The organism is Amycolatopsis sp. lyj-109 (assembly GCF_046548995.1).
Lineage (GTDB): Bacteria > Actinomycetota > Actinomycetes > Mycobacteriales > Pseudonocardiaceae > Amycolatopsis.
The window spans coordinates 239,060-265,346 of the sequence record NZ_JAJPWR010000003.1; the positions used below are offsets into that span (position 1 = coordinate 239,060).

The window sequence follows — 26,287 nt, forward strand, 5'->3', positions numbered from 1 at the left end:
TTGCCGCGCAAGATCGACGTCACCGCCTACGCCAAGGGGGTCCTGGCGGGTGATCGCGGGACGCTGTCGAAGGCGATCACGCTGGTCGAGTCGCAGCGGGAGGACCATCGGGCACTGGCGCAGGAGCTGCTCGTCGAACTGCTGCCCGCGGCCGGTGGCGCCCGGCGCGTCGGCATCACCGGCGTCCCCGGAGTCGGCAAGTCGACATTCATCGACCAGCTGGGCACCGACCTGACCGCGGCCGGGCACCGGGTGGCCGTGCTGGCCGTCGACCCGTCGTCCACCCGGACCGGCGGGTCGATCCTCGGCGACAAGACCCGGATGGCGCGGCTGGCGGTGGACCCGCGGGCGTTCATCCGGCCGTCGCCGACGTCCGGGACGCTGGGCGGGGTCGCGCGGGCGACCCGCGAGACGATCGTGCTGATGGAGGCGGCCGGCTACGACGTCGTGCTGGTCGAGACGGTCGGCGTCGGGCAGTCCGAGGTGACCGTGGCGAACATGGTCGACTGCTTCCTGTTCCTGACCCTGGCCCGCACCGGCGACCAGCTCCAGGGCATCAAGAAGGGCGTGCTGGAACTCGCCGACGTCATCGCCGTCAACAAGGCCGACGGCGACCACGAGCGGGACGCCCGCCGCGCGGCTCGCGAGCTGGCCGGCGCGCTGCGGATGATCTACGGGCCCGAAGCGTCGTGGACGCCACCGGTGCTGACCTGCAGCGGCCTGCACAACGTGCGGCTCGACGAGGTCTGGGGTGCGATCGAACAGCACCGCGACACGCTCACCGCGTCCGGCGAACTCGACGCCCGGCGGCGGCAGCAGCAGGTCGACTGGACGTGGGCGATGGTGCGCGAGCAACTGCTCGGTCGGCTGGCGGTGCATCCGGACGTGCGAACGGTCGTTCCCGACGTCGAACGGGCGGTGCGGGACGGTGAACTGACGGCTACCCTCGGTGCACAGCGGATCCTCGACGCGTTCGGTGGCTGACGTGCGGGTGGTCCGTGGGCAGAATGCCTGGTCGTGGCGAAGGGATGACATGGCGAAACTGCGGGGTCTGGTCCTGGTCGGGCTGCTGGGGGCGGTCCTGTTCACGGCGTCGCCGGCACTGGCTGCACCGGTGCGTCCGGCCGCCGTCACATTGAGTGTGGCTTCTCCGGCGCTGGTCCCGGCGCAAACCACGGTCAATCCGGGTCCGGTCCTCGACCCGGCCCAGACGGACAAGGCCAACACCGAGAAAACCAGGAACAAGCTGGTCGCGGGCTTGATCGCGGTGGTACTGCTCGGCATCGTGATCTGGGGGCGCAAGATCCGTTCGAAGCGGGCCAAGGGGTCCTGAGGTTTTCGGCTTTGCCGAAGTGGTGCACGCCGTTCAACGCAGATCCGGTACCGGCCGTCTAGGACGCCGGTTTTCGAGGCGCGGCTTGCCGCCTGCATGGTGCACGATCGTCTGCAAATGCGTACAGATCGATCGGCACGACGCGTGACCCCAGCCGCTGCGCGGGTTACCCGTGTTGCGGGAGGAGGTGCGGCGTGACGGTGCTCGACTCACGGCCGGACGTTCCAGGCGACCCCCAAGGGCGCATCATCAACCCCATGGAGGGGTCCGAGGCGCTCATTTCCGAAGCCGGCGTAAGCATGGCTCCCGTGGAGGACCTTGGTGCGGGCCGCGGCCCGTTCTGGCTGGACGACTGGCTGCGCGCCAACGCGACCGACGTGCTGGCCTGGCGGCGGCACATCCACGCGCACCCGGAGCTGTCGCGGCACGAGTTCGCGACCACGGAGCTGGTCGTCACCCTGCTGCGCTCGGTCGGCCTCAAGCCGTGGGTGCTGCCGGGCGGCACCGGCGTCGTCTGCGACATCGGCAGCGGTGAGCGGTGTGTGGCGCTGCGCGCGGACATGGACGCGCTGCCGCTGACGGAGGCGACCGGCCTGCCGTACTCGTCGACGACCGAGGGCGCGGCCCACATGTGCGGCCACGACGCCCACACGGCGATCCTCCTCGGCGCGGCCCGCGCCCTGGCCGGCGCGCCGGAGCTGCCGGGCCGGGTGCGGCTGATCTTCCAGCCGGCCGAGGAGGTCATGCCCGGCGGCGCGCTGGACATGATCGCGGCGGGCGCGCTGGAAGGCGTCGAGCGGATCTACGGCCTGCACGTCGACCCGCGGCTCGAGGTGGGTTTGGTCGGGATGCGCGTCGGCGCGCTGACGTCGGCCGCGGACCTGATCGAACTGCGCCTGACGTCGCCGGGCGGCCACACGTCCCGCCCGCACCTGACGGCGGACCTGGTGCACGCGCTGGGCACGGTGATCACGTCGCTGCCCGCGGTGCTCTCCCGCCGCGTCGACCCGCGTTCCGGGACGGTCCTGGTCTGGGGAGCGGTCCACGCGGGCCAGGCGGCCAACGCGGTCCCACAGGACGGCGTCCTTCGCGGCACGTTGCGCACGGCGGACCACGAGGTCTGGACGGCCCTGGAACCGCTGGTCGCCGCCTCAGTGGAGTCCCTGCTGGCCCCGACCGGTGTCGGCTTCCACCTGGACTACCGCCGCGGCGTCCCGCCGGTGGTCTCGGACGCGGAGTCGACGGCCCTGATGCGCGCGGGCACCGAGGCGGCCCTCGGAGAGGGCGCGGTGGCCCCGACGGAGCAGTCATCCGGCGGCGAGGACTTCGGCTGGTACCTGGAGCACGTCCAGGGAGCCTTCGCCCGCCTCGGCGTCTGGCCCGGCCCCCCGGCCCCCCAATCGGACATCCACCGCCCCACGTTCGTCCTCGACGAGCGAGCCCTCCTCTGCGGAGTCCGAACCCTGATCCACACCGCCCTAACCACCCTCGCCTAGCCTGTGTCGTCTCTTAAAACACGCGTGTCGACCCTCTGATCACGCGTGTCGACCCTTCCCGCACTGTCGGGTTGTGCACAAGTTATCCACAGGCAGCTAGTTGTCCACAGATCGAGAATGAGGTCCTTCCAGGCGGACGCGGAAGGGCCTCATTCTCGATCTTGTGAACGATTGGGCAAGACGACATGGAGTGCTCTCGCGAGGCGAAGCCGATCGGATTCTAGGCCGGCGGAAGGTCCTCGAAGGGCTCCAACGAGGGCTGCTTTCGCAGCCGTGGCGGGGCGTCGTCGTGCACGCCACCGACCTGCTGAAGCTGCCGACGAGAGCCGCCGCCGCATTGCTTGCCGTCGGTCCGCCTGCTGCGCTGAGCGGTGTGACTTCCCTTGCCCTGCATGGTGTTTCGGCTGCCGACGACCGTGACATCCATGTGATGGCGCCGTATTCGCGGCGCATCCGGTCGCGAGCCAGCCTGGTCGTGCACCAGGGTGGTTTCCGGGACGGGGACGTGATCGAGATCGAAGGCCTTTCGACCTTCATGATCGACCGCGCCCTCGCCGATCACCTCTGCGACGGGAACAAGCGAAGCGCGTTCAGCGCAGTTGACGAAGCTATGCGAGGGCTACCTCCGGACCACTGCGCGAAGCTCCGGGAGAACGTGCGCGATCGGCTCGCCGACCGTCGGGACCGGCGAGGTATCCACAGGGCGTTGATGCTCTTGGACCTCGCCACCGGCAAGGCGGAGTCGCCTCCGGAAAGTGTGCTCCGGCTCATCGTCGTGGAAGCCGGCTTTCCGGTGCCCGAGCCCCAGTACCCGGTCACCACGATCGACGGCCGCAAGTTGTACGTGTTCGACATGGCGTGGTCGAGCAGGCAGATCGCGCTCGAGTACGACGGGTACGCAGCGCACGAGGAGCGGCGTGAGTACGACCTCGAACGTGACAACCGGATGGCAGCTCGCGGCTGGATCACCGTCCGGGCCGCCGCAGCCGATCTCCGGGATCCGAGTCGTCTTCTGATTGAGTTGCGGTGTGCCTTCGACCAGCGATCCGGCCGGGCCGCGTGATCAGAAAGTCGACACGCGTGATTGAAGGGTCGACACGCGTGATCAGAGGGACGACACGGTTAGCCGGTTATGCCGGAGCAGGGGCGGGTTCGGAGGTCGTCGACGTAGTCGGCTGGGGCGCCGGCCGCCTCGGCGGCGTCGGCGAGGACGCCGAGGTAGCGGGCTGAGGGGAGGCCGCCTTCGTAGGCGTCCAGGACGTAGAGCCAGGCCAGGACCGAGCCGTCCATGGACTGGACGCGGAGGCGGATCTTGTTGTGGATCCCCAGCTCACCGCCTTCCCAGCGGTCCAGGCCGGCCTCGTCCAGCGAGGTCACGTCGTAGAGCACGACGAACACCCGTGACCCCGGGTCCTCGACGATCGTGGCCAAGGCACCTTCCCACCCCAGGTCCTCGCCGCCGAAGGTCAGGCGCCAGCCCTCCAGCCAGCCGCTGCCGGCCATCGGAGAGTGCGGCGCGCGCTCCAGCATCTGGGCGGGCTCCATGTTCGATCCGTACGCGGCATACAACGGCACGCCGACAGCGTAGCGACACCTCCCTCACCCGAGTGGACGCACTCGCCGTGTTCGCCCACTTCAGTGTCCGGACACCTTCGCCGCGTACGGTGAGAGCACCGCACGCACACTCCGAGGAGGACCCAGGTGACCAGGATCGTGATCATGGGCGGGGGCCCGGCCGGCTACGAAGCCGCGCTGGTCGCAGCCCAGCACGGGGCCGACGTCACGATCGTCGAGCGGGACGGCCTGGGTGGCGCCTGTGTCCTCTACGACTGCGTCCCTTCGAAGACGTTCATCGCGAGCTCGGGCGCGCTGGCGAAGATGCACGACCTCAGCGAGCTCGGCATCAACACCGACCTGGCCGACACCAGCATCGACCTCCCGACCGTCCACGGCCGGGTGAAGGGGCTCGCGCTCGCCCAGTCCGCCGACATCCGCGCCCGCGTCCAGCGCGAAGGCGTCCGCGTCATCGCCGGCGAGGCCCGCTTCTGCGACGAAGAGCCCGGCCTGGCGACGCACAAGGTCGCCGTCACGACCAAGGACGGCACCGAGAAGCTGCCCGCCGACGTCGTCCTCATCGCCACCGGCGCCACCCCGCGCGTCCTGCCCGGCGCCGTGCCGGACGGCGAGCGCATCCTCGACTGGCGTCAGCTCTACGAGCTCCAGGAGCTGCCGGAACACCTCGCCGTGATCGGCTCGGGCGTCACCGGCGCCGAGTTCGCGTCCGCCTACACCGAGATGGGCGTCAAGGTCACCGTCGTCTCCAGCCGCGACCGCGTTCTCCCGCACGAAGACGCCGACGCCGCCGCGGTGCTCGAAGAGGTCTTCTCGCAGCGCGGCACGACCGTCGCGAAGCAGGCGCGCGCCGACCGCGTCGAGCGCACCGAAAAGGGCGTCGAGATCCACCTCGCCGACGGCCGCGTGATCGAAGCCAGCCACGCGCTGATGACCGTCGGGTCGGTCCCCAACACCCAGGACGTCGGCCTCGACAAGGTCGGCATCTCGCCCGGCCCCGGCGGGTTCATCACCGTCGACCGCGTTTCGCGCACCTCCGTTCCCGGGATCTACGCCGCCGGCGACTGCACCGGCGTGCTCATGCTGGCCTCGGTGGCGAGCATGCAGGGCCGCATCGCGATGTGGCACGCGCTGGGCGAAGGCGTCGCGCCGATCAAGCTCAAGACCGTCGCCGCCAACGTGTTCACCCACCCGGAGATCGCCACCGTCGGCATCAGCCAGCAGGCGATCGACTCCGGCGAGGTGCCCGCGCGCACCATCATGCTGCCCCTGGCCACCAACGCGCGCGCGAAGATGGAGGGCCTCCGCCGAGGCTTCGTGAAGCTGTTCTGCCGCCCCGCCACCGGCGTGGTCGTCGGTGGTGTCGTCGTGGCGCCGCAGGCGAGCGAGCTCATTCTTCCCATCGCGCTCGCCGTCCAGAACCAGCTCACAGTGGACCACCTGGCACTGACATTTTCGGTCTACCCCTCGCTGTCGGGCTCGATCACCGAGGCCGGCCGCCAGCTCATGCGCCACGACGATCTCGACTGATCCGGCACGCAACCCGGGCGCACCCGTCGCGTCTTGTCGGTTGTAAGGCTGAAGAACGCGAAGGGTGCGAGAGTGCGCAAGACGGTGGTTTTCGTTGTGGCAGCGGTGATCGGGACGACGGCGCTGACGGGACCGGCGATGGCGCAGAGCACCGGCCCGGCGCCGAGCCAGGCCTCGAGCACGAGCCCGGCCCCGAGCGCGAAGGCCGGCAGCGTTCAGCTCAACGTGAACACCGCGATCAACCAGACGCTGGTGGACAAGTACGTCCGCGACGCGCCGAACGTCGCGCTGGCGAAGTGCGAAGGCCCTTCTCCGACGTTCTCCTCGCCGGCGCTGACGTTCGCCAACTACACCCCCGGCCCGTTCATGGGCGCCGACGCGAACATCAGCGCCGATGTCGAGCTGAAGCCCGGCACCGCGGCGGGGACGTACCCGCTGACCGTGACGTGCGGCAGCCAGACCTACACGACGCAGTTCACCGTGCCCGCCGCCCAGGTCGCGAAGGTGCCGTCCGGCGCCGCGAAGGCCGGCGACGGCAGCATGGCGGGCTGATTTCCCGAAAACGTCACGACCACCCCGGAGCCGCGCTCCGGGGTGGTTTTTTCATGGCCCGAGGCAACCCTCTCCGCAGGTAGAGCGTCTTTCCCAGCAGAACTCCCGGGGAGGGAAAAGGAAATGCAGAAGATTCTGGCCGTCGCCGCCGTTGCGGGCGGATTGCTGCTCTCGGCCCCGGCGGCCTTCGCCGCGACGCCGGCGGAGCACCCGGGGAACCCGAAGGCCTACTTCCGTGTCATGCCGACCGCGGCCCGCCCGGGCGCGAAGGTGCAAATCCGGCTCGGCTGCGAAGCCGCGAGCACGCGGAATCCGGCGTCCCCGGTCCTCACGATCGGCGCGCTGCGGCGCGTCGGCCCGCAGAACGACCCGGCCAAGGCACCGGCCGCAGCCGCGTCGGCGGTCGTGCAGCCGGCGAAGCCGGGTGTCTACCAGGTGTCGTTCTCCTGCGGCGGTGCGGAACTGACCACGAAGTTCACCGTCCTGGGTGAACGTCGACAGGTGGCGAAGGTGCCGTCGGGAGCACCCCAGACCGGCGGCGGTCCGGTCGGCCACGGCCCGCTCGCCGCCGCGGGTGCGATGGGCGTGCTGGCCGTCGGCGGTGGCGGTCTCGTGCTGGCGCGGCGATCCCGGCGGCGCTGACCCGCTGATTACCGGATCGGAGGCCGCCTCTCGGGGCGGCTTTTTCGTGGGCTCCCGACGTATCTTTTCGCGACGCATTCGTGACCTCCAGGTGCAACCAACCGCTGGTGGAGACGTCCTTGGAAGCGTAGGTGGGGGCTGGGGCCGAAGCAGGGGGAACTGCGAACGGTGTCCGCGACCCGTCGTTTTCCGATCCGGAATTATTTGGGGAGAAAGAATGAAGAACACTGTTGTCGTCGCGGGCGTTGCCGCGGCTTTCCTGGTTCTCGCGCCCGGCGCCGCGCTCGCCACCACGCCGACAGGGGCGCCGGCGACGCCGTCGACGAGCACGATCCGGACCGCGCCGCCGTCCCCGACCGGCATGCCGACGGTGACGCCCACGCCGGACCCGGGGACCGACTTCCCGGACGGCCCGATCGCCCGGATCAACCGGTCGTTGACCGTGTCGCCGGGCAAGGCGGTGCCGGGTGCGCGCGTGAAGCTCGACTTCGTCTGCCGGACGCACGGGCCCGACGAGAAGGTCTCCGTTCAGTCGGCGGCGCTGGCCTTCGGCAAGCCCGGCGACCCCGCCAGATGGGCCACCGCCACCGTGAAGGACGTCAAGCCCGGCAAGTACGCCGTGACGATGTACTGCGCCCACGAGGACTCCACCACGTTCTTCGAGGTGCTCCCGGCGGCCAAGCAGGTCGCCAAGGTGCCGTCGGGTGCGCCGCAGACCGGGGGCACCGACGGCCCGGCCGATGACTCCGGGTTCCCGGCCGCGGCCGCCATGGGCATGCTGGCCGTCGGCGGAACCGGGCTCGTGCTGGCCCGGCGGGCGCGCCGTCGCTGACCCGGCGGGCCACTCCGGAGCCACGGTTCCGGAGTGGCCCGGCCGCGGAGGTACCGTCGGGCTCAACCGAAGTAACCACCCGGACGTGTGAACGTGCAGGCGCCAGTCAGGGGGAGAGCATGACCAGGAGGATCACGAGCAGACGGGGTGTCCTGATCGCCGTCATCGCGGCGCTACTGGCCACGCTGGTGGTGCTGGCGCTGACGCTGGGCGGCGGCCCCGCCCCGGACACCGCGCAGCCGCCGTCCACCCAGCCGGTCGCGGTCGTCCCCACGCCGGCGGCGGGCAGTCAGGACGCCGACGCAGACGCCGACGCGGCGCTGCCCAAGTCCGAGCCCGTCTCGATCGACATCCCCAAGATCGGCGCGCATTCGTCGCTGATCCCGCTGGGGCTCAACCCGGACAACACCGTCCAGGTGCCGCCGGTGACCACGCCGCTGCAGGCCGGCTGGTACACCTACGCGCCGACGCCGGGCGAGACCGGTCCGGCCGTCGTGCTCGGGCACGTCGACGGCAACCACCAGAAGGGCATCTTCTTCCGGCTCAAGGAGCTGGCCGCGGGCGATCGCGTCTCGATCGCCCGCAAGGACGGCACCACCGTGGTGTTCGAGGTGACGAAGGTGCACCAAGTGCCGAAAAAGGACTTCGAGAACGAGGGCGTCTACGACGACACGTCCGGTCCCGAGCTGCGGCTGATCACCTGCGGCGGCGTCTTCGACCGGAGCGCGCACAACTACGTCGACAACATCGTCGTCTACGCCCGCCTGGTCCAGGGCTGATTTTCGGTTTTTGTCGGTGCCCGGTGCCAGACTGTCCCGGTCGTCACCAGAGGCGACGCAGACGGAGGGTTGGGAGTCGCCATGGTGTTCCGGGACGAAAGATGGCCCGAGGGTACGCCCGGCTGGGTGGACCTCATGGTGCCCGATCAGGCGAAGGCGATCGCCTTCTACGGCGGCCTGTTCGGCTGGGACGTGCAGCGGGGCGGTGAGGAGACCGGCTACTACGGCATGGCGGAGCTGCGCGGACGTCCGGTCGCCGGCATCGGCCAGACCCCACCGGGCCAAGACATCCCCCCGGTCTGGACGACGTACCTCGCGGTGTCCGATGTGGACCGGACGGCCGCGGCGATCACCGAGGCCGGCGGGCAGATCGTCATGCCGGTGATGGAGGTGCTGAAGGAGGGCCGGATGGCCGTCGCCGCCGATCCGGCGGGCGCCGTCTTCGGGCTCTGGGAGGCCGGCAACCACATCGGCACGCAGGTCACGGCGGCCCCGGGCACGCTGGCCTGGAACGAATGCATGAGCCGCGACTACGCGGCGGCGAAGCCGTTCTACGAGGAAGTCTTCGGCTACGGCTTCCAGGACATCTCCGGCGACGACTTCACGTACGCGGTGGTGCTCATCGACGGGCGTCCGGTCGGCGGCCTCGGCGCGGTGCCACCATCGGTGCCACCGGAGGTGCCGTCGTACTGGTCGGCGTACTTCTGGGTGGCGGACGCCGTCGCGAGCGCGGCCAAGGTGACCGCGCTCGGTGGCACGGTCGAGGGGAAACCCTTCGACTCGCCGTACGGGCGGCAGGTGCGGGTCACCGACGACCAGGGCGTGCCGTTCATGCTCGTCGCCCCGAACGAGCAGTCGGGCGAACCGGAGGGCTGGGAAGTGTGAACGGGCGGGCCGGGAGCGCCATGAGGCGGCACCCCCGGCCCTCGCCGGTCGGTCGGCTCAGTCGGCTCAGTCGTCTTCGGAGACCCAGTCCAGGGTCTTCGTGACGGCCTTCTTCCAGTTGCGGTACTCGCGCGCGCGGCGGTCGTCGTCCATCGACGGGTCCCACTGCTTGTCCTGGGCCCAGTTGGTGCGGATGTCGTCCTCGGACTTCCAGAACCCGACGGCGAGACCGGCGGCGTAGGCGGCACCCAGCGCGGTGGTCTCGTTGACCACCGGGCGGACCACCGGCACGCCCAGGATGTCGGCCTGGAACTGCATGAGCAGCTCGTTGACGACCATTCCGCCGTCGACCTTGAGCGCCTTCAGCGGGACTCCGGAGTCGGCGTTCATCGCGTCGAGCACCTCGCGCGTCTGGAAGGCGGTCGCCTCCAGCACCGCGCGGGCCAGGTGGCCCTTGTTGACGAACCGGGTGAGCCCGACGATCGCGCCGCGCGCGTCGGATCGCCAGTAAGGAGCGAACAGACCCGAGAACGCCGGGACGAAGTACGCGCCGCCGTTGTCTTCGACGCTGCGCGCGTGCTCCTCGATCTCGGCCGCGGTCGAGATCATGCCGAGGTTGTCGCGCAGCCACTGCACCAGCGAACCGGTGACGGCGATGGAGCCTTCCAGCGCGTAGATCGTGTCGTTCGAGCCGATCTTGTAGCAGACCGTGGTGAGCAGCCCGTTCTGCGACATCACCTTCTCGGTACCGGTGTTGAGCAGCATGAAGTTGCCGGTGCCGTAGGTGTTCTTGGCTTCCCCGGGCGAAAGGCAGGCCTGGCCGAACGTCGCGGCCTGCTGGTCGCCGAGGATGCCCGCGATCGGGACGCCGGCCAGCGCGCCCTTCTCGCGGACCTTGCCGTACTCCTCGGACGAGGAGCGGATCTCCGGCAGCATCGAAAGGGGGATGCCCATCTCGCCGGCGATCCCGGCGTCCCACTGCAGGGTGTCGAGATCCATCAGCATGGTGCGGGAGGCGTTGGTCGGGTCGGTGACGTGCACGCCGCCGTCGGCCCCGCCGGTCATGTTCCACAGCACCCAGGTGTCCATGTTGCCGAAGATCAGGTCACCGGCTTCGGCCTTCTCACGTGCGCCCTCGACGTTGTCCAGGATCCACTTGATCTTGGGCCCGGAGAAGTAGGTCGCGAGCGGGAGGCCGACCTTGTCGCGGTAGCGCTCCTGGCCGCCGCCGAGGTTGCCGAGCTCGGTGACGATCTTGTCGGTGCGGGTGTCCTGCCAGACGATCGCGTTGTACACGGGCTTGCCGGTCGTCTTGTCCCAGACCAGGGCGGTCTCCCGCTGGTTGGTGATGCCGACGGCGGCGATGTCCTTGGCCGTGAGGTCGGCCTTGGCCAGCGCGCCCGCGGCGACCCGGCGCGTGTTCTCCCAGATCTCTTCCGCGTTGTGCTCGACCCAGCCGGCGCGGGGGAAGATCTGCTCGTGTTCGCGCTGGTCGACCGAGACGACGCGGCCCTCGTGGTTGAAGATCATGCACCGGGTGGAAGTGGTGCCCTGGTCGATCGCTGCTACGTACGAAGTCATGTGTGCTCCCGGAAATCGGCGTCGGAGGAGGCGATCAGGTCAGGTTGTGGACGACGAGGTAGAGCAGGGCGGCGATGGCGCCACCGGCCAGCGGGCCGACGACGGGGATCCACGAGTAGCCCCAGTTGGGGTTCGCCTTGTTGCGGATCGGCAGCAGGAAGGCGTACGCGATGCGCGGGCCGAGGTCGCGGGCCGGGTTGATGGCGTAGCCCGTCGGCCCGCCGAGCGAGGCACCGATCACGAGCACCACGAACGACACGCCCGCGTAGCCCAGTGCGGAGTTGCCGAAGTTCGGCGTCCCGCCGTCGCCGGCGGCGTAGCTCGGGCTGAGCAGGATCCACGCGACCAGGACGAAGGTGCCGATGACCTCGGTGACGAGGTTCCACACGGTGTTCGGGATCTGCGGTCCGGTGGAGAAGATGCCGAGGGTGTTCTCGGGCTCGGGGTGGTCGTCGAACTGCAGCTTGTAGGTCGCCCAGCAGAGCACCGCACCGATGATGGCGCCGGCCATCTGCCCGATGAAGTAGAACGGGACGTCGGCCCACGGCGTCTTGTCGGCGATGGCGAGCCCGAGGGTCACCGCCGGGTTCAGGTGCGCGCCACTCGGCGCCGCGATGCTGGCGCCGGTGAACACCGCGAACGCCCAGCCCAAGTTGATGAACAGGAAACCTGCGTTGTGACCGTTGTTCTTGCGCAGTACGTGGTTGGCCACCACGCCGTTGCCGAGCAGGATCAGCGTCGCCGTTCCCAGTAGTTCCCAGACGATTATCGCTCCAGCACTCACCGCTGCACCTCCACACTGGACACTCTGCGCAGGGTCGATCACGGCGTGCCACGGCACCGTTGCCGACCCACGTCCGCGCGACGTTACCGGGGCGTAGAAGCTACTTCCAAGCACCTGGAAGGCGAATCTTTTCAAGATCCCAGTCAAGATCCCGGTCAAGATCGCGGAGGGTTACGCCACAAGTGTCATCCGTGGACGGGCGGATGATCACCTGGTCGTGCGATGCTGGAAGCCTCGCCGGCACGAGGAGGAATGTCACGTGGCTCAGCACGCATCGGAGACGAACCCGGCTCGCTTGGGCCCGGTCAAGCGGGAAGAGACGTGGCAGCGGCTCGGCAAGGAAACGTTCGACGTCGTCGTCATCGGCGGTGGCGTGGTCGGCGCGGGCACGGCGCTGGACGCCGCGACGCGTGGGCTGCGGGTCGCGCTCGTCGAGGCCCGTGACCTCGCCTCCGGGACGTCGAGCCGGTCGAGCAAGCTCTTCCACGGCGGCCTGCGGTACCTGGAGCAGCTCGAGTTCGGCCTGGTCAGGGAGGCGCTGCGCGAGCGTGAGCTGATGCTGACGACCATCGCGCCCCACCTGGTGAAGCCGGTCAGCTTTCTCTACCCACTGACGCATCGCGTGTGGGAACGGCCGTACACCGCGGCGGGCCTGCTGATGTACGACACGATGGGCGGCGCCCGCAGCGTCCCGGGGCAGAAGCACCTGACTCGCGCCGGCGCGCTGCGGATGGTGCCGGCGCTCAAGCGTTCGGCGCTGATCGGCGGGATCCGCTACTACGACGCGCAGTCCGACGACGCCCGGCACACGATGACGGTGGCCCGGACGGCGGCGCACTACGGCGCGGTCGTGCGGACGTCGACGCAGGTCGTCGGGTTCCTGCGCGAGGCCGACCGGGTGTCCGGCGTGCGCGTGCGCGACGTCGAGGACGGGCGCGAAACGGAGATTTCGGCGGCCGCGGTGATCAACTGCACCGGCGTCTGGACCGACGAGCTCCAGCGCCTTTCGGGAGGCCGCGGCCGGTTCCGGGTGCGCTCGAGCAAGGGCGTGCACATCGTCGTCCCGCGCGACCGGATCGTCTCGGAGTCGGGGATGATCCTGCGCACCGAGAAGTCGGTGCTGTTCGTGATCCCGTGGCGCAACCACTGGATCATCGGGACGACGGACACGGACTGGAAGCTCGACCTGGCCCACCCGGCGGCGACGAAGCACGACATCGACTACCTCCTCGAGCACGTCAACACGGTCCTCGCGACGCCGCTGACGCACGACGACATCGAAGGGGTGTACGCGGGCCTTCGACCGCTGCTGGCGGGGGAGAGCGAAGAGACGTCGAAGCTCTCGCGCGAGCACGCGGTGGCGCGGGTGGCCCCGGGCCTGGTGGCGATCGCGGGCGGCAAGTACACGACGTACCGCGTGATGGCGGCGGACGCGGTCGACGCGGCGGCGGTGGACCTGCCGGGCCGGTCCCAGCCGTCGATCACGGACAAGGTCCCGCTCCTGGGCGCGGACGGCTACCACGCGCTGGTCAACCAGGCCGACCACCTGGCGGCGGAGCACGGCTTGCACCCCTATCGGGTGCGGCACCTGCTGGACCGCTACGGCTCACTGGTCCACGAGGTCCTGGCCCTGGCGGAGGGCCGCCCGGAGCTGCTGAAGCCGATCGAGCACGCCCCGGACTACCTGGGCGTCGAAGTGGTGTACGCGGCTTCGCACGAAGGGGCGCTGCACTTGGAGGACGTCTTGGCCCGCCGGACGCGCATCTCGATCGAGTACGCGCACCGGGGCGTGGACTGCGCCGAGCAGGTGGCCACCCTGGTGGGTGAGGTCCTGAGCTGGTCCTCCGAAACGGTGAAGCACGAGATCGAGGTCTACCGGGCCCGGGTGGAGGCGGAGCGCAAGTCCCAGTCCCAGCCGAGCGACGAAGCGGCGGACGCGTTGCGGTCGGCGGCCCCGGAGGCCCGCGCGGGGATCGTGGAGCCGGTGAGCTGAGGCCGGCTTCGGTCAGGACGTGCGGTGCCAGCGGATCAACCGCTCACCCGTCGGCGCTCGCTCCGCCTCCGGGCCGACCAAGGTGAACCCGCAGCGCTCGGCCACGATCGCCGAGGCCGCGTTGCTCTCCTCGTACCGGTAACTCACCTCGGTCAACCCCAGCCCCCCGAAGCCGAACCGGAGCGCGGCGTTCAGCGCCGTCGTGGCGATCCCCTTGCCGCGCTCCGTCGGGTGGATCCAGATCGTCGCTTCCGCGTACGACGCGTCCAGGTTCAGCTCCCGTAGCCCCACCTCGCCGAGCAGCCTGCCCGAGGTCGGCTCCGCGATCGCCCAGGAGCAGCGCTCGTCGCCCGCCCACTGGGCTGCGCGCAGGGCCACGTACTCCGTGGCCTCGTCCGGCGTGCGCAGCCGGTAGTTCAGCACGTACTTGCGGTGCGTCGGGTCGGCGAACGCCTCCATCAACAACGGGCGGTCGTCGATGTGGCGGTCGGCGCGCAGCTGGCGCAGGTAGTAGGTGCCCGCGTTGATCTCCACCGGTTCCACTCCGCCCAGCCTAGCCAGGCCGGGAGCACGCCGCCCCCGGCCCGGCGATCAAGACCGGTTCACGTCATCAGGCGCCAGACCACCGGTACGCCGCCCTCGTCGAGCGGACCGTTCGACGCGACCCCGGCGAACGTTCCGTCGTCGGTCACCTGGCTCGCCTGGTAGCTCGAATAGCTACCGGGCTGCCGCAGGTCGCCGGTCGGGGTGGTGTCGAACCACGTGACCGGCTTCCCGCGGAACGAGCCCGGTACCGGGGCCGTCCCGAAAGTCAGCCCCGCGCGGTTCAGCGCATACGCGCCGTCGCCGCCGGGCAGCACGGTCGGCACCCCCGCCGAGTTCCAGCGCATGGCCCGGGAGCCGGCGACCGTGCCGTCCGAGGCCGAGCCGACGACGACGCCGTTGCGGATCGCCGAGCCGCTCGTGTACTGGAATCCCGGTGCGGTGAGCTCCCGGTAGACGCCGTCCTTCCACACCAGCCCCGACTTGAACGAGGAGAACAGGACGGTCCCGTCGTCGTCGATGTCCAGCGGGATCTCGTACTCGTGCGTCGCCGGGATGATCACCGGTGTGCTGCCGTCCGCCGGCCACACGATCGCGCCGTTCCGCGCCGGGTCTTCGTCGAAGACCTGCCCCACCACGTCTCCGCGGGCGTTGACGGCTGTGGTCTGAGCCTCCTTGTAGCCCGCCGGGGTCTCGCGGAGGTGGAATCCGGCCGCGTCCAGCACGAACGACCGGACAGCGCTCGTGTCGTAGTCGATCGCCGTGCCGACGACGGTGCCGGCGCCGTTCTCGTCTTCGGCCATCGCCCATTCGAAGCCGTCCGGAACGCCGCGCAGCACCGGCTTACCGCCGCGCCAGCTCACGACCTGCAGCTTGCCGCCGACGATGAACGACCCCGTGTATTCGCCGCGGCCGTTCGAAGCCGTCAGATAACCGTGCCCGGCGGCATCGGCCCCGGCGGGCAACGGCAGCACCGTCGGCCGCCAGCCCAACCGCGCGGCCTGCGCCGGTCCCGCCGCCAAGGCCGCAACGGCGATCGCCACGGTGGCGAGCACCCCCGAGCGCGCCCACATCTTGTTCATGGACTCCTCCCTTTCCCCCGACCTGCATGATCACCACGCCCGAACGCGGGAGCAGGTTGCTTGGCAAAAGGAGTAATCAGGAGCGGCGGCGGGCCCTCGCGATCATCGCGACGACCAGCGGCAGCGCGACCGAGATGATCAGCAGCCGGCCCCGGGAGAGGATCAGCACCGCGATCGCCAGGACGATCGCGATCGGCACCGCGCCCGCCGTCAGGAACCGGACCAGTGCGGTGTCCTCCGAGGACGCCACCGGTACCCCGGGCGCGGAAACGCCGCTCAGCAACGCACTCGGCCGGGGCGACGGCAGGTCGTCGAACAGCGGTACGAGCTCGCTGACCCGCTTCGCCGCCGTGACCTTCGCGGTCCGGGCTCCGTACTCGTCGATGTCGAGCCGCCCGGTGCGGACGTGTTCCTCCAGGACGTCCAGGGCGTCCTGGCGTTCCTCGTCGCTCAAGCGCATGTCGCCCACCGTGGGATCAGCGACCCAGCTCGCGGCGGTAGGAGTCGCGCAGCTCGCGGCGGCGCTGCCGGTCGCGCAGGTGCCGGTCATGGCGATCACGGTGGCGCTGGTCGTGGTTCCAGTCGTGGCCCCACATCGACTTGCCGAACACCGTCAGCCCGATCGGGACGAAGATGATCGGCCAGGCCAGGACGCCCGAGGCGATCAGCGCGATCGCGGCGATGAAGGCCAGCGGCACGATCGCGGCGACGAACCGCTGCGGCGGCGACCAGTTGTCGGGGGTTCGCGGGCGGGCCGGCTCGGGGGCCGCGGCGGCGGGCTCGGGTGCCGCGACGGCCTGGGGGACGTCCTCGTACCGCGGGTGCGGGGCCGGCAGGTCCGCGAAGATCTCGCTGAGCTCGCCGCGGGTCTTGGCCGCGGTGATCCGGGCCGAGCGTTCGCCGTACTCGTCGATGTCGATCCGTCCCGCCGTCATGTGCTCGCCGAGGGCGGACAGCGCGGACTCACGGTTCTGGTCGCTGATCCGCAGCTGCGGAGACGGGACTTCGGTCACGTAGTCGATGGTAGGCCGCCTCGGGGTCGGCCCACCACGACATCCGTAACGAACTGCGCTACTTGATCTCGAGCAGCTGTGTGCCTTGCGTCACGGCAGCGCCCACTTCGACCGAAAGGCCGGTGACGGTGCCCGCCTTGTGGGCGGTGACCGGGTTCTCCATCTTCATCGCCTCGAGGACGACGATCAGCTCACCGGCTTCGACCGGCTGGCCCTCTTCGACGGCCACCTTCACGATGGTGCCCTGCATCGGCGCCGTGACGGCGTCGCCGCTGACCGCGGCCTTGGTACCGCCGGCGCGCTTGCGCGGCTTCGATTTGACGGCGGTGCCGCCCCCGCCGCCGCCTTCGAGCGCGAACCCGCCCGGCAGCGACACCTCGAGCCGCCGGCCGCCGACCTCGACGACGACGTTCTGCCGCGGTTCCTCTTCGGCCGCTTCGACGTCCGGCGCCACGAACGGCTCGATCTTGTTGTCGAACTCCGTCTCGATCCAGCGGGTGTGCACGCTGAAGCCGTTCTCGTCGCCGATGAACGCCGGGTCGTCGACGATCACGCGGTCGAACGGCAGCACCGTCGCCATGCCTTCGACGACCATCTCGGCGAGGGCGCGGCGGCTGCGCTCGAGTGCGTTGTTCCGGTCCGACCCGGTGACGATCAGCTTGGCCAGCATCGAGTCGAACTGCCCGCCGATGACGCTGCCGGATTCGACGCCGGAGTCGACGCGCACGCCCGGCCCGCTCGGCGCGACGAACTTCGTCACCGTGCCCGGGGCGGGCAGGAACCCGCGGCCGGCGTCCTCGCCGTTGATGCGGAACTCGATCGAGTGGCCGCGGGGTTCGGGGTCGGAAGTGATCCGCAGCTTTTCGCCACGCGCGATGCGGAACATCTCGCGCACCAGGTCGAGCCCGGTGGTTTCCTCCGACACCGGGTGCTCGACCTGCAGCCGCGTGTTGACCTCGAGGAACGAGATCGTGCCGTCGACGGCGACGAGGTACTCGACCGTGCCGGCGCCGTAGTAGCCGGCTTCCTTGCAGATCGCCTTCGCGGACTCGTGGATGCGCTTGCGCTGCTCGTCGCTCAGGAACGGCGCGGGCGCCTCCTCGACGAGCTTCTGGTGCCGGCGCTGCAGCGAGCAGTCGCGGGTGCCGACGACGATCGCGTTGCCGTGCATGTCGGCCAGCACCTGCGCCTCGACGTGCCGCGGCTTGTCCAGGTAGCGCTCGACGAAGCATTCGCCGCGGCCGAACGCCGCGACCGCCTCGCGGGTGGCCGATTCGAACAGCTCGGGGATCTCTTCGCGGGTGCGGGCGACCTTCAGGCCGCGGCCGCCACCGCCGAACGCGGCCTTGATGGCCACCGGCAGGCCGTTCTCGTCGGCGAACGCGACGATCTCGGTGGCGTCCTTGACCGGCTCCTTCGTGCCCGGCACCAGCGGCGCGCCCGCACGCATGGCGATGTGGCGCGCGGTGACCTTGTCGCCGAGGTCGCGGATGGCCTGCGGGCTCGGCCCGATCCAGGTCAGCCCGGCGTCGAGGACGGCCTGGGCGAAGTCCGCGTTCTCGGAGAGGAAGCCGTAGCCCGGGTGCACCGAGTCGGCACCCGACCGCTTGGCGGCGTCCAGGAGCTTGTCGAAGTTCAGGTAGCTCTCGGCGGCCGTCGTGCCGCCCAGCGCGAAGGCTTCGTCGGCCAGTCGCACGTGGGGCGCGTCGCGATCCGGGTCGGCGTACACCGCGACGCTGGCCAGGCCTGCGTCCTTGGCGGCTCTGATGACGCGTACCGCGATTTCGCCACGGTTGGCGACCAGGATCTTGGTCACCGGACCACCCGTGGTTTCGCCGACCTGCTCGGCCACCCCGCACCTCCTGCGTCCGACAGCTGCATTGCTGACCGCCCACGCGGCATCAGGGAGTCTACGGATATGACGTCGGGAGTCTCTTGAGTGAGAGGTGAACCACGCTCAGACGTGGTGGCGCAGCTCCTCGGGCAGCGGCGAATCGAGCACGATCACGTCGTACGGGTTCGCGGAGTGCACCTTCGGCAGGTGCTCGGTGTTCACCAGCACCCACGGCTGGTGCTCGCCGCAGCAGTCGATCAGCCGGTCCAGCGCGGTGAAGGCGACCAGCGCGGTGCGGCCGTCCGGCGTACGGCGCAGCTCGATCGACGCGCCTTCGGTCTCGGTGCTGACCGGGCCGGTCGGGAGGTACAGGGCGGGCGGCAGGTTGGGGTTCGTCACCCGGACAACATAGACGGACACCCTCCGCTACCCGCGACCCCGTCGGGCACCCACGCTTTGGGGGGTCCGTGGGGGCGGGCCCCCCGGGCGGGGTACGGGGGTTGCACCCCCGGGGGATTCAGTCACATCGCGCCGGGGCGCCGCCGACAGACGGTCGGGAAGCGGCTTACGCTCTGTCTTATGCGGACTACGGCAGCGCGGACGCCTCGGTCGGCGCTGCTCACCGCGGTGCTGGCCGCGGTGGTCACCGTCGCCGCGATCGGCGCGGTGTTCCTGCTGCGGCCGCGGCCCGAGGCCACCCCCGGCCTGGCCGAACCCGCCGCCGCGCCGGTGACACCGGCGGTGACCTGCGGTGGCGGCCCGTGCCGCCAGCTCGCGGCGGTGACCGTCGGGGGCACGCCGGTGGTGCTGCTGACCGGCCCGGCGGGTGGTTCGGCCCGCCTGCGCGTCGGACCCGAGCCGGGGACGGTGTTCGAGCTGTCGATCGCCCAGCTGGGTGTGCGGCTGGACCAGAACTCCCTGCGCTGCATCGACGGCCCGGCCCCGGCGTGCCTGGTCCGCGGCGATGTCGGTGACGACGGCACGGCCGCGTACGGCGAACTGCTGGTCGGCAGCGGGGGAGTGTGGCGCGACGCGGGCAAGCCGTACTACGCGGACGCCGGGACGCTCTCGCTCTACGACGTCACGGCCGACGCCAGCCCCGACGTGATCGTGGTCCGCCACGACTGCGCGGACTCCGCCTCCGGCACCCCGAAGTGCGCGGCGGCCCCGGTGCTGGGCGAGGTGTACGACCTGGCGGGCAAGTCGGTCGGCTGCACCCGCCGGGTCACCTCGCCCTCGGACCTGCGCGGCTGGCCGGACATCCGCTTGACCCGCGCCGACCTCCGCGCCTGCCCGTCCTGAAACGCCGTGAAGGCCACCTTCACGAACTTTAAGTTCCTCAAGGTGGCCTTCACGAACTTGTGGGTCAGGCGGGAGCGGGGGCGGTGTGACGGGCGGTGGCGCCGTCGTCGCTGTGGTCGGGACGGTCGGTGGGGGCGTTGAGGACCTCGTCGTCGAGGAGGCCTTCGCTGCGCGCCACGATCGTCGGGACCACGATCTGGCCGGCCACGTTCGTCGCCGTGCGCATCATGTCCATGATCGGGTTGACCGAGTAGATCAGGGCCAGGCCCAGCGCGACCTGCTTGGCGTCGAGGCCGATGAACGACGTCGTCAGCGTGAACGCCGTCAGCCAGCCGGTGGTCCCGGCGGTCGCCAGTGCGCCGACCACGGCGACCACGACGATGCCTGCGTACTGCCAGAAGTTCAGCGACACCCCGGCCAGGTTGGCCACGAAGATGGCCGCGATCGCCGGAAACACCGCCGCGCAGCCGTCCATCTTGGTCGCGCTGCCGAGCGGGGTCGCGAAGGCCGCGTACGCCGGCTGGACGCCGAGGTTGACCGCGGACTGGCGGGTCAGCGGCAGCGTCGCGGCCGAGGACTGCGAGGCGAACGCGAACTGGATCGCCGTGCCCGCCTTGGCGAAGAACTTCAGCGGGCTGACCTTCGCCACGAACTGCAGCAGGATCGGGTAGACGACGAACAGCACGAGCAGGCAGCCGACGTACACCGCGAGCGTGGTGGAGAACAGCGGCCGGAACAGCGCGTCGCCGTAGTTGGCGACCGCCGCGCCGATCAGGCCGATGATGCCGATCGGGGCCAGCCGGACGATCCAGCCGAGGTAGCGCTGGATGATCTCGAACACGCTCGTCGTGAAGTCCACGAACGGCTTCGCCTTGTCACCGAGGCTGTAGGCGGCGGCGCCGATGACCAGCGCGAGGAACAGCACCTGCAGCGTCTCGCCGTCGGCGAACGCTTTCACGAAGTTCTCCGGCAGCAGCCCGTTGACGAAGGCGTCCCAGGAGCCCCAGCGGTCGACGCTCTTCGCTGCCTTGTCGGCGTTCTTCGCGGTCGCCTCGACGCCGCCGAGCCCGCCGGCACCCGGGTTGAAGATCCGGCCGACCGCGATGCCGATGAGCGACGCGATGAACGACGTGATGGCGAACCACAGCACCGTCTTGCCGCCGAGGCGCGCGGCGGTACGGCCGCCGCCGAGCCCGCGGAGGCTGTTGATGCCGACCACGATCGCCGTGAAGACCAGCGGGATCACCGCGATCTGCAGCAGCGTGGTGAAGATGGTGCCGATCTGGTCGAGGAGATCGGTCAGCCAGCCGGCCTCGGTCTGCCGCGCGATGACACCCAGGAGGGCGCCGACGACGAGCGAGCCGAGAACCGCGGCCGCGAACACCCGCGGTTTGGTGTACGTCCGGATGAAAGACACGGGGCGACTCCGGTGCTCGAAAGTTGCAGTCTGTCTTGCCGGGTAAAGGGAACGTCAGGCAAGCGAGGACTCTTCCGGATCACCCGAAGGTGTGGTGCCTTTCTCAGGATGCGGGAGGCCGCCAGAGATCGACCACACTCACGCCGACCTCGGCCAGCAGCCGGCGCGTCAGCGGCAGGCTGATGCCGATCACGCTGGTGTGGCCGCCCTCCAGTCCTTCGACGAACCAGCCGCCCAGGCCGTCGATCGTGAAGCCGCCGGCGACGTTGAGCGGCTCGCCGCTGGCGACGTAGGCGTCGATCTCCGCGGGGCTCGGCGTGCCGAACCGGACGGTGGTCGATTCCCAGCCCGCGGCCTCCTTCGCGCGCGTCCCCCCGTCGAGCCGGACGACCGCGTGTCCGGTGAGGAGTTCACCGGATGTTCCCGCCATCGCGGCCCAGCGGCGGCGGGCGACGTCCGGCGAACCGGGCTTTCCGACCATCTCCCCGTGGATCGAAAGCATCGAATCGCAGGCGACGACGACGGCGTCCGGGTGCGCGGCGGCGACCTGGTCGATGACCGCTTCGGCCTTGGCCGCGGCGAGGGCCGCGACCAGTTCGGAAGGGGACGGGTCGGTCAGGGAGGCGGCGACCGCGTCCTCGTCGACGCCGGACACGAACACGGCGGGATCGAGGCCCGCGGAACGCAGGAGGGCGAGGCGGGCGGGGGACTGGGAGGCGAGGACGAACTGCACGACTGAAACTTACTTGACCAGGGGGACGTGACCGAATCGTGACCGGCGTCACGCCGCAGGCGAGTTAATTTGTTTTGGCTCGCAACTTATGGATCGACGGATTGTCACGGAGAACCGATGCCGCTCCTCCGCACCACGAGATCATTGCGAACCACTGTCCTGGCTGGTCTGCTCCTCGCGGGCACGGCCCTCGTCCCGATGGCGTCCGCCACCGCGACGCCGCGCTACGAGAACCCGCGCGCTTCCGTGGCCGACCGCGTCACGGATCTGATGGCGCGGATGACGCTCGACGACAAGGTCGGGCAGATGACCCAGGGCGAGCGGGGCTCCGCGACTCCCGCCCAGTCCGCCGCTGCCCGGCTCGGCTCCATCCTCTCCGGCGGCGGTTCGACGCCGGCGCCGAACACGCCGGCCGCCTGGGCGGACATGATCGACGCCTATCAGCGGGCGGCGACGTCGACCGGCCTCGGCATCCCGATCATCTACGGTTCCGATGCCGTGCACGGCCACAACAACGTCCAGGGCGCCACGGTCTTCCCACACAACATCGGCCTGGGCGCGGCGAACGACCCGCAGCTGGTCGAGCAGATCGGCGCGGTCACGGCCCAGGAAACCGCCGCCACCGGCGTCAAGTGGGCGTTCGCGCCCTGCCTGTGCGTCGCCCGCGACGACCGCTGGGGCCGCACGTACGAGTCCTTCGGCGAAGTCCCCGCCAACGCCGTCGCGAACTCGGTGGTCATCAAGGGCCTGGAGGGCCGCGCGCTCGGCGACCCGACGTCCGTGCTGGCCTCCGCCAAGCACTTCATCGGCGACGGCGGCACCACCGGCGGCGTCGACCAGGGCAACACCCAGATCACCCTCGACGAACTGCGGAAGATCCACCTGCCGCCGTTCCAGGCCGCGATCGCCCACGGCGTCGGCTCGGTGATGATCAGCTTCAACAGCTGGAACGGCGTCAAGGACCACGGCAACAAGTTCCTGATCACCGACCTGCTCAAGGGTGAGCTGGGCTTCTCCGGGTTCGTGGTCTCCGACTGGAACGGCATCGACCAGATCGACGGCCAGACGGGATTCACCGCCGCCGAGGTCAAGCAGGCCGTCAACGCCGGGATCGACATGGTGATGGTCCCCAACGACTACCTGAAGTTCGTCAGCACGCTGAAGGCCGAAGTCCAGAACGGGCACATCCCGATGGCGCGCATCGACGACGCCAACCGGCGGATCCTCACGAAGAAGTTCGAACTCGGCCTGTTCGAGCACCCGTACACCGATCGCTCACTGCAGAAGGACTTCGGCAGCGCGGCCCACCACGCACTGGCGCGGCAGGCGGCGCGCGAGTCGCAGGTGCTGCTGAAGAACGACGGCGTGCTGCCGCTGGCCAAGACGAACAACAAGATCTTCGTGGCCGGGAAGAACGCCAACGACCTGGGCAACCAGTCCGGCGGCTGGACGCTGACCTGGCAGGGCCAGAGCGGCGAGCGGGTGATCCCCGGCACGACGATTCTCGACGGCATCAAAGCGGGTGCCGGGAAGGGCACGGGAGTGACCTATGACCGTGCGGGTAACGGAATCAACGCCACTTACCAGGTCGCCGTCGCCGTGGTGGGCGAAACGCCGTACGCCGAAGGGCAGGGCGACCGGCCGAACGGTCTCGGCCTCGACGCCGAAGACGTCGCCCTCATCGGCAAGCTGAAGGCCGCTCGGGTGCCCCTGGTCGTCGTGACCGTCTCCGGACGGCCGCTGGACATCGCCGCGCAGCTGCCTTCGTTCAACGGGCTGGTGGCGGCCTCGCTGCCCGGCTCGGAAGGCGCCGGCGTCGCGGACGTGCTGTACGGCGACTACAACCCGACCGGGAAGCTGAGCTTCACCTGGCCGAAGAGCTCGTCCCAGGAACCGATCAACACCGGTGACGGCAAGCAGGGCCTGTTCCCGTACGGGTTCGGCCTGTCCTACAGCCGTCGCCACTGAGCGGGTGGCTCGTGAGTGGTAATTAGGGTTAGAACCCTAATTACCACTCACGACCAGCCGCGGCAGACCACCGCTCCCGCGGTCCGTGCAGGCCCTCGTCCCGGTACCCGACACCGGAACGGGGGCCTGCACGGTGCTACGCCGCGGCCGCTTCGGGCACCGGGGTTTCCCAGCGTGGCTTGACCCGCTGCATCACCGCCGCCGAAACCACGCCGAGCAGGAGCACGCCCATCGGCAGCAGCATCGTCACCCGGGCGGCGTCGGTCAGTCCACTGTGGACCGCCTCGGTCGCCAGCTTCCCCGCCTGCGCGGCGATCTCCGCGGGCAGGCCCGGCATCGGCGACGGGCCGCCGGCCGAGCCGAACTCCCCGGTGCCCGCCGCCGCGTGCGCGATCCCCTCGGCGAACGGCGCCCGGTACTGCTCCGGCAGCTGCGAAGCCGCCTTCGTGGCCTCGTCCGCGATGGACGCGCTGATCCGCGCCTGCAGCAGCACGCCGATCGCCGCGCTGCCGAGCACGCCGCCCACCTGGCGCGCGGTGTTGAAGATGCCGGACGCGGTCCCGGCCAGCCGCGGCTCGACCGAGCCCATCGTCAGGTTGCTCATCGGCGAGAAGATGCAGCCGATGCCGAGCCCGCACACCAGCAGCGCCGGGACGAACGTCCACGGGTTGCTGTCCGGCGTCGCCTGCAGCGCGATGATCCCGAGGCCGGCCGCGAGCGCCGCCAGGCCGAACATCACCAGGTACTTGCCGTTCACCTTGTCCGACAGGTTCCCGACGAACGGCGCCACGATTCCGGCCAGCAGTGACATCGGCGCGGTCAGCAGGCCCGCCGTCGTCGGGGCCAGGCCGAGCACGGACTGGATGTAGATGACCAGCGGCAGGAACATGCCGGTCATCGCGAAGCCGACGGTGGCCGCGGTGAGCGTCCCGGCCGAGAAGTTCCGGTTCGAGAACACCTGCAGCGGCAGCAGCGGCTCACGCTTGTTGAACCGCTGCCAGACGACGAACGCGACCAGCAGCACCACGCCGGCGCCGATGATCTCGAAGACGGTGATCCCGCCGAAGACCGTGCCCCAGTCGTACTGCTGGCCGTTCTGGACGCCGAACACGATGCACAGCAGCGCCGCGCTCGAGAGCACGATCCCCAGCAGGTCGAAGGAGTGCGAGTGCTTCGGCTGCCAGTCCGGCACCAGCAGCAGCGTGAGCACGACGGCGATCACGCCGATCGGCACGTTGACGTAGAAGATCCACTCCCAGCCGAAGTGGTCGACCAGCACGCCGCCGAGCAGCGGGCCGGCGATCGTCGCCAAGCCCGCGACGCCGCCCCACATCCCCATCGCCGGGCCGCGCTTGGCCGGCGGGAACAGGTGCGTGATGAACGCCAGCGTCTGCGGCGTCATCAGCGCGGCGCCGAGCCCCTGCACGGCCCGCGCGGCGATCAGCATCTCGACGTTGCCGGACAGGCCGCACCACAGCGACGCGCCGGTGAACACGACGAGCCCGGCGAGGAACACGCGCTTCGGGCCGAAGCGGTCACCGAGCCGGCTGGTGAACAGCATCGGCACGGCGTAGGTGAGCAGGTAGACGCTGATCACCCAGACGATCGAGTTCAGCCCGGCGCCCAGCTCGCGCAGCATGGTCGGGATCGCGATCGACACGATCGTCGTGTCGAGCAGGATCATGAAGAAGCCGAGGCACAGCGCGCCCAGCGCGGCCCACGGGTTAGCTTGTCTTGCGTTCATCGTCGTCTTCCTCGGTGATGAGCGTGAGCTTGGGTGGTTGGTGTTCCTGGAACGGGATCCGCCCGGAGCGCAGGTCTTCCATGAGTCGTTCGGTCCACTCGAGTTCGAACAGCCGGTGGTCGCAGCTGTAGCGCCAGTCGAGCCAGTAGATTTCCGGCGTCTTGTCCTCGGTGAGGTGCTGCAGCACGGCCCGATCGGAAGCCACCGCGGAGCGCAGCCGCATGAGCCGGGTTTCGAGCTCGTTCAGGGACGCCTCGCGCCCCAGTTCGTCGATCACGGCGAGCCCGGACAGGTAGGCGGGGAACTCCGTGGCGACGTCTCCCAGGAGTTCGCGGCCGCGCTGGTTGAACTCGTCCAGCCCGGTCTGCGTCATGCCGTAGACGGTCCGTTCGGGCCGCCTGCCGTCGCGTTGCGTGTCGACGACCTCGATGAAACCGCTGCGGTGCAGGCGTTCCACGGTGTGGTAGAGCGAGCCCGCCTTCACGTTGACCCGCGTGTCGACGTACCGCTCGCGCATGAGCGTGGCCATCTCGTACGGGTGCATGGGCTTCTCGTGGAGCAGCTCCAGCACGGCGATGCCGAGTGGCGTCAGCTTGGCCGAGGCCATGATCGGATTCCTCCATATCGTTTATTCCACGTGGACTATACGACTCGGGCTACCGTCCGGTCCAC

The 26,287-nt window shown here is 70.0% G+C and carries 26 protein-coding genes; 13 read left to right on the forward strand and 13 right to left on the reverse strand.

Annotated features, from left to right (window positions below; genetic code table 11):
• The 4 genes from meaB to ACLJQF_RS08505 all read left to right on the forward strand — a co-directional run bounded on the left by meaB (position 1) and on the right by ACLJQF_RS08505 (position 3,892).
• On the forward strand, positions 1-984 hold the full coding sequence (gene meaB, locus ACLJQF_RS08490) for a methylmalonyl Co-A mutase-associated GTPase MeaB (RefSeq protein WP_410607665.1): 984 nt from the start codon (positions 1-3) through the stop codon (positions 982-984).
• A 49-nt stretch (positions 985-1,033) separates the two neighbouring features.
• The gene (locus tag ACLJQF_RS08495; RefSeq protein WP_410607930.1) at positions 1,034-1,333 is read left to right on the forward strand and encodes a hypothetical protein; all 300 of its coding nucleotides are present in this window, start codon (positions 1,034-1,036) and stop codon (positions 1,331-1,333) included.
• A 194-nt stretch (positions 1,334-1,527) separates the two neighbouring features.
• Positions 1,528-2,829: an amidohydrolase gene (locus ACLJQF_RS08500; protein WP_410607666.1), complete on the forward strand. Its 1,302-nt coding sequence runs from the start codon at positions 1,528-1,530 to the stop codon at positions 2,827-2,829.
• A gap of 289 nt (positions 2,830-3,118) precedes the next feature.
• Positions 3,119-3,892 (forward strand): endonuclease domain-containing protein, encoded by a 774-nt coding sequence (locus ACLJQF_RS08505; RefSeq protein WP_410607667.1) that lies wholly within the window; start codon positions 3,119-3,121, stop codon positions 3,890-3,892.
• A gap of 59 nt (positions 3,893-3,951) precedes the next feature.
• On the opposite strand, the gene ACLJQF_RS08510 is transcribed toward ACLJQF_RS08505, so the two are convergent.
• Complete coding sequence (locus tag ACLJQF_RS08510; RefSeq protein WP_410607668.1) at positions 3,952-4,404, reverse strand: gamma-glutamylcyclotransferase; 453 nt, start codon at positions 4,402-4,404, stop codon at positions 3,952-3,954.
• 126 nt (positions 4,405-4,530) lie between these two features.
• Here ACLJQF_RS08510 and ACLJQF_RS08515 point away from each other — a divergent pair, with 126 nt between their 5' ends.
• From ACLJQF_RS08515 to ACLJQF_RS08540, 6 genes are all read left to right on the forward strand, one after another.
• The gene (locus ACLJQF_RS08515; RefSeq protein WP_410607669.1) at positions 4,531-5,931 is read left to right on the forward strand and encodes an NAD(P)H-quinone dehydrogenase; all 1,401 of its coding nucleotides are present in this window, start codon (positions 4,531-4,533) and stop codon (positions 5,929-5,931) included.
• Between the two features lie 72 nt (positions 5,932-6,003).
• Positions 6,004-6,483 carry a hypothetical protein gene (locus ACLJQF_RS08520; protein ID WP_410607670.1) on the forward strand — a complete coding sequence of 160 codons (480 nt, stop codon included), beginning with the start codon at positions 6,004-6,006 and terminating at the stop codon, positions 6,481-6,483.
• A 123-nt stretch (positions 6,484-6,606) separates the two neighbouring features.
• Positions 6,607-7,125, forward strand: coding sequence for a hypothetical protein (locus ACLJQF_RS08525; protein ID WP_410607671.1), 519 nt, complete (start codon positions 6,607-6,609; stop codon positions 7,123-7,125).
• 217 nt (positions 7,126-7,342) lie between these two features.
• Positions 7,343-7,957: a hypothetical protein gene (locus tag ACLJQF_RS08530; protein WP_410607672.1), complete on the forward strand. Its 615-nt coding sequence runs from the start codon at positions 7,343-7,345 to the stop codon at positions 7,955-7,957.
• Positions 7,958-8,076: 119 nt separating this feature from the next.
• On the forward strand, positions 8,077-8,736 hold the full coding sequence (locus tag ACLJQF_RS08535; protein WP_410607673.1) for a class F sortase: 660 nt from the start codon (positions 8,077-8,079) through the stop codon (positions 8,734-8,736).
• Positions 8,737-8,817: 81 nt separating this feature from the next.
• Positions 8,818-9,621 (forward strand): VOC family protein, encoded by an 804-nt coding sequence (locus ACLJQF_RS08540; protein ID WP_410607674.1) that lies wholly within the window; start codon positions 8,818-8,820, stop codon positions 9,619-9,621.
• A gap of 66 nt (positions 9,622-9,687) precedes the next feature.
• Here ACLJQF_RS08540 and glpK read toward each other — a convergent pair whose 3' ends face one another.
• A complete protein-coding gene (glpK, locus tag ACLJQF_RS08545) occupies positions 9,688-11,202 on the reverse strand; it encodes a glycerol kinase GlpK (protein WP_410607675.1) in 1,515 nt (504 codons plus the stop codon).
• Between the two features lie 34 nt (positions 11,203-11,236).
• The gene (locus tag ACLJQF_RS08550; RefSeq protein WP_410607676.1) at positions 11,237-11,986 is read right to left on the reverse strand and encodes an MIP/aquaporin family protein; all 750 of its coding nucleotides are present in this window, start codon (positions 11,984-11,986) and stop codon (positions 11,237-11,239) included.
• Positions 11,987-12,245: 259 nt separating this feature from the next.
• Here ACLJQF_RS08550 and ACLJQF_RS08555 point away from each other — a divergent pair, with 259 nt between their 5' ends.
• Positions 12,246-13,979 (forward strand): glycerol-3-phosphate dehydrogenase/oxidase, encoded by a 1,734-nt coding sequence (locus tag ACLJQF_RS08555; RefSeq protein ID WP_410607677.1) that lies wholly within the window; start codon positions 12,246-12,248, stop codon positions 13,977-13,979.
• Positions 13,980-13,991: 12 nt separating this feature from the next.
• Here the strand turns inward: ACLJQF_RS08555 and ACLJQF_RS08560 are convergent, their stop codons facing one another.
• From ACLJQF_RS08560 to ACLJQF_RS08585, 6 genes are all read right to left on the reverse strand, one after another.
• Positions 13,992-14,522 (reverse strand): GNAT family N-acetyltransferase, encoded by a 531-nt coding sequence (locus ACLJQF_RS08560; protein ID WP_410607678.1) that lies wholly within the window; start codon positions 14,520-14,522, stop codon positions 13,992-13,994.
• Positions 14,523-14,581: 59 nt separating this feature from the next.
• On the reverse strand, positions 14,582-15,604 hold the full coding sequence (locus tag ACLJQF_RS08565) for a hypothetical protein (RefSeq protein ID WP_410607679.1): 1,023 nt from the start codon (positions 15,602-15,604) through the stop codon (positions 14,582-14,584).
• 76 nt (positions 15,605-15,680) lie between these two features.
• The gene (locus tag ACLJQF_RS08570; protein ID WP_410607680.1) at positions 15,681-16,073 is read right to left on the reverse strand and encodes a DUF1707 domain-containing protein; all 393 of its coding nucleotides are present in this window, start codon (positions 16,071-16,073) and stop codon (positions 15,681-15,683) included.
• A 7-nt stretch (positions 16,074-16,080) separates the two neighbouring features.
• Positions 16,081-16,617, reverse strand: a complete 537-nt coding sequence (locus tag ACLJQF_RS08575; protein ID WP_410607681.1) for a DUF1707 domain-containing protein — start codon at positions 16,615-16,617, stop codon at positions 16,081-16,083.
• Positions 16,618-16,675: 58 nt separating this feature from the next.
• The gene (locus ACLJQF_RS08580; protein ID WP_410607682.1) at positions 16,676-18,469 is read right to left on the reverse strand and encodes an acetyl/propionyl/methylcrotonyl-CoA carboxylase subunit alpha; all 1,794 of its coding nucleotides are present in this window, start codon (positions 18,467-18,469) and stop codon (positions 16,676-16,678) included.
• Between the two features lie 105 nt (positions 18,470-18,574).
• The gene (locus tag ACLJQF_RS08585; protein WP_167455284.1) at positions 18,575-18,850 is read right to left on the reverse strand and encodes an SAV_915 family protein; all 276 of its coding nucleotides are present in this window, start codon (positions 18,848-18,850) and stop codon (positions 18,575-18,577) included.
• Positions 18,851-19,030: 180 nt separating this feature from the next.
• On the opposite strand from ACLJQF_RS08585, the gene ACLJQF_RS08590 reads away from it, so the two are divergent.
• Positions 19,031-19,753 carry a hypothetical protein gene (locus ACLJQF_RS08590; RefSeq protein WP_410607683.1) on the forward strand — a complete coding sequence of 241 codons (723 nt, stop codon included), beginning with the start codon at positions 19,031-19,033 and terminating at the stop codon, positions 19,751-19,753.
• Positions 19,754-19,817: 64 nt separating this feature from the next.
• Here the strand turns inward: ACLJQF_RS08590 and ACLJQF_RS08595 are convergent, their stop codons facing one another.
• A complete protein-coding gene (locus tag ACLJQF_RS08595) occupies positions 19,818-21,170 on the reverse strand; it encodes a dicarboxylate/amino acid:cation symporter (RefSeq protein ID WP_410607684.1) in 1,353 nt (450 codons plus the stop codon).
• A gap of 103 nt (positions 21,171-21,273) precedes the next feature.
• Positions 21,274-21,903 (reverse strand): Maf family protein, encoded by a 630-nt coding sequence (locus ACLJQF_RS08600; protein WP_410607685.1) that lies wholly within the window; start codon positions 21,901-21,903, stop codon positions 21,274-21,276.
• A 117-nt stretch (positions 21,904-22,020) separates the two neighbouring features.
• Here ACLJQF_RS08600 and ACLJQF_RS08605 point away from each other — a divergent pair, with 117 nt between their 5' ends.
• Positions 22,021-23,871 (forward strand): glycoside hydrolase family 3 protein, encoded by a 1,851-nt coding sequence (locus ACLJQF_RS08605; protein ID WP_410607686.1) that lies wholly within the window; start codon positions 22,021-22,023, stop codon positions 23,869-23,871.
• Between the two features lie 136 nt (positions 23,872-24,007).
• Here ACLJQF_RS08605 and ACLJQF_RS08610 read toward each other — a convergent pair whose 3' ends face one another.
• Positions 24,008-25,615: a DHA2 family efflux MFS transporter permease subunit gene (locus ACLJQF_RS08610; protein WP_410607687.1), complete on the reverse strand. Its 1,608-nt coding sequence runs from the start codon at positions 25,613-25,615 to the stop codon at positions 24,008-24,010.
• Entirely contained in the window at positions 25,596-26,222 is a 627-nt protein-coding gene (locus ACLJQF_RS08615) for a PadR family transcriptional regulator (RefSeq protein WP_410607688.1), read from the reverse strand. The genes ACLJQF_RS08610 and ACLJQF_RS08615 overlap by 20 nt, the downstream gene beginning before the upstream one ends.
• Between the last annotated feature and the right edge of the window lie 65 nt (positions 26,223-26,287).

Excerpts from the sequence above, each read along its gene's own strand:
- ACLJQF_RS08495 (WP_410607930.1), top strand. The coding sequence starts at position 1,034 with ATGGCGAAACTGCGGGGTCTGGTCCTGGTCGGGCTGCTGGGGGCGGTC.
- ACLJQF_RS08525 (WP_410607671.1), top strand. The coding sequence starts at position 6,607 with ATGCAGAAGATTCTGGCCGTCGCCGCCGTTGCGGGCGGATTGCTGCTC.
- ACLJQF_RS08530 (WP_410607672.1), top strand. The coding sequence starts at position 7,343 with ATGAAGAACACTGTTGTCGTCGCGGGCGTTGCCGCGGCTTTCCTGGTT.
- ACLJQF_RS08535 (WP_410607673.1), top strand. The coding sequence starts at position 8,077 with ATGACCAGGAGGATCACGAGCAGACGGGGTGTCCTGATCGCCGTCATC.
- ACLJQF_RS08540 (WP_410607674.1), top strand. The coding sequence starts at position 8,818 with ATGGTGTTCCGGGACGAAAGATGGCCCGAGGGTACGCCCGGCTGGGTG.
- glpK (WP_410607675.1), bottom strand. The coding sequence starts at position 11,202 with ATGACTTCGTACGTAGCAGCGATCGACCAGGGCACCACTTCCACCCGG.
- ACLJQF_RS08565 (WP_410607679.1), bottom strand. The coding sequence starts at position 15,604 with ATGAACAAGATGTGGGCGCGCTCGGGGGTGCTCGCCACCGTGGCGATC.
- ACLJQF_RS08590 (WP_410607683.1), top strand. The coding sequence starts at position 19,031 with ATGCGGACTACGGCAGCGCGGACGCCTCGGTCGGCGCTGCTCACCGCG.
- ACLJQF_RS08605 (WP_410607686.1), top strand. The coding sequence starts at position 22,021 with ATGCCGCTCCTCCGCACCACGAGATCATTGCGAACCACTGTCCTGGCT.
- ACLJQF_RS08610 (WP_410607687.1), bottom strand. The coding sequence starts at position 25,615 with ATGAACGCAAGACAAGCTAACCCGTGGGCCGCGCTGGGCGCGCTGTGC.
- ACLJQF_RS08615 (WP_410607688.1), bottom strand. The coding sequence starts at position 26,222 with ATGGCCTCGGCCAAGCTGACGCCACTCGGCATCGCCGTGCTGGAGCTG.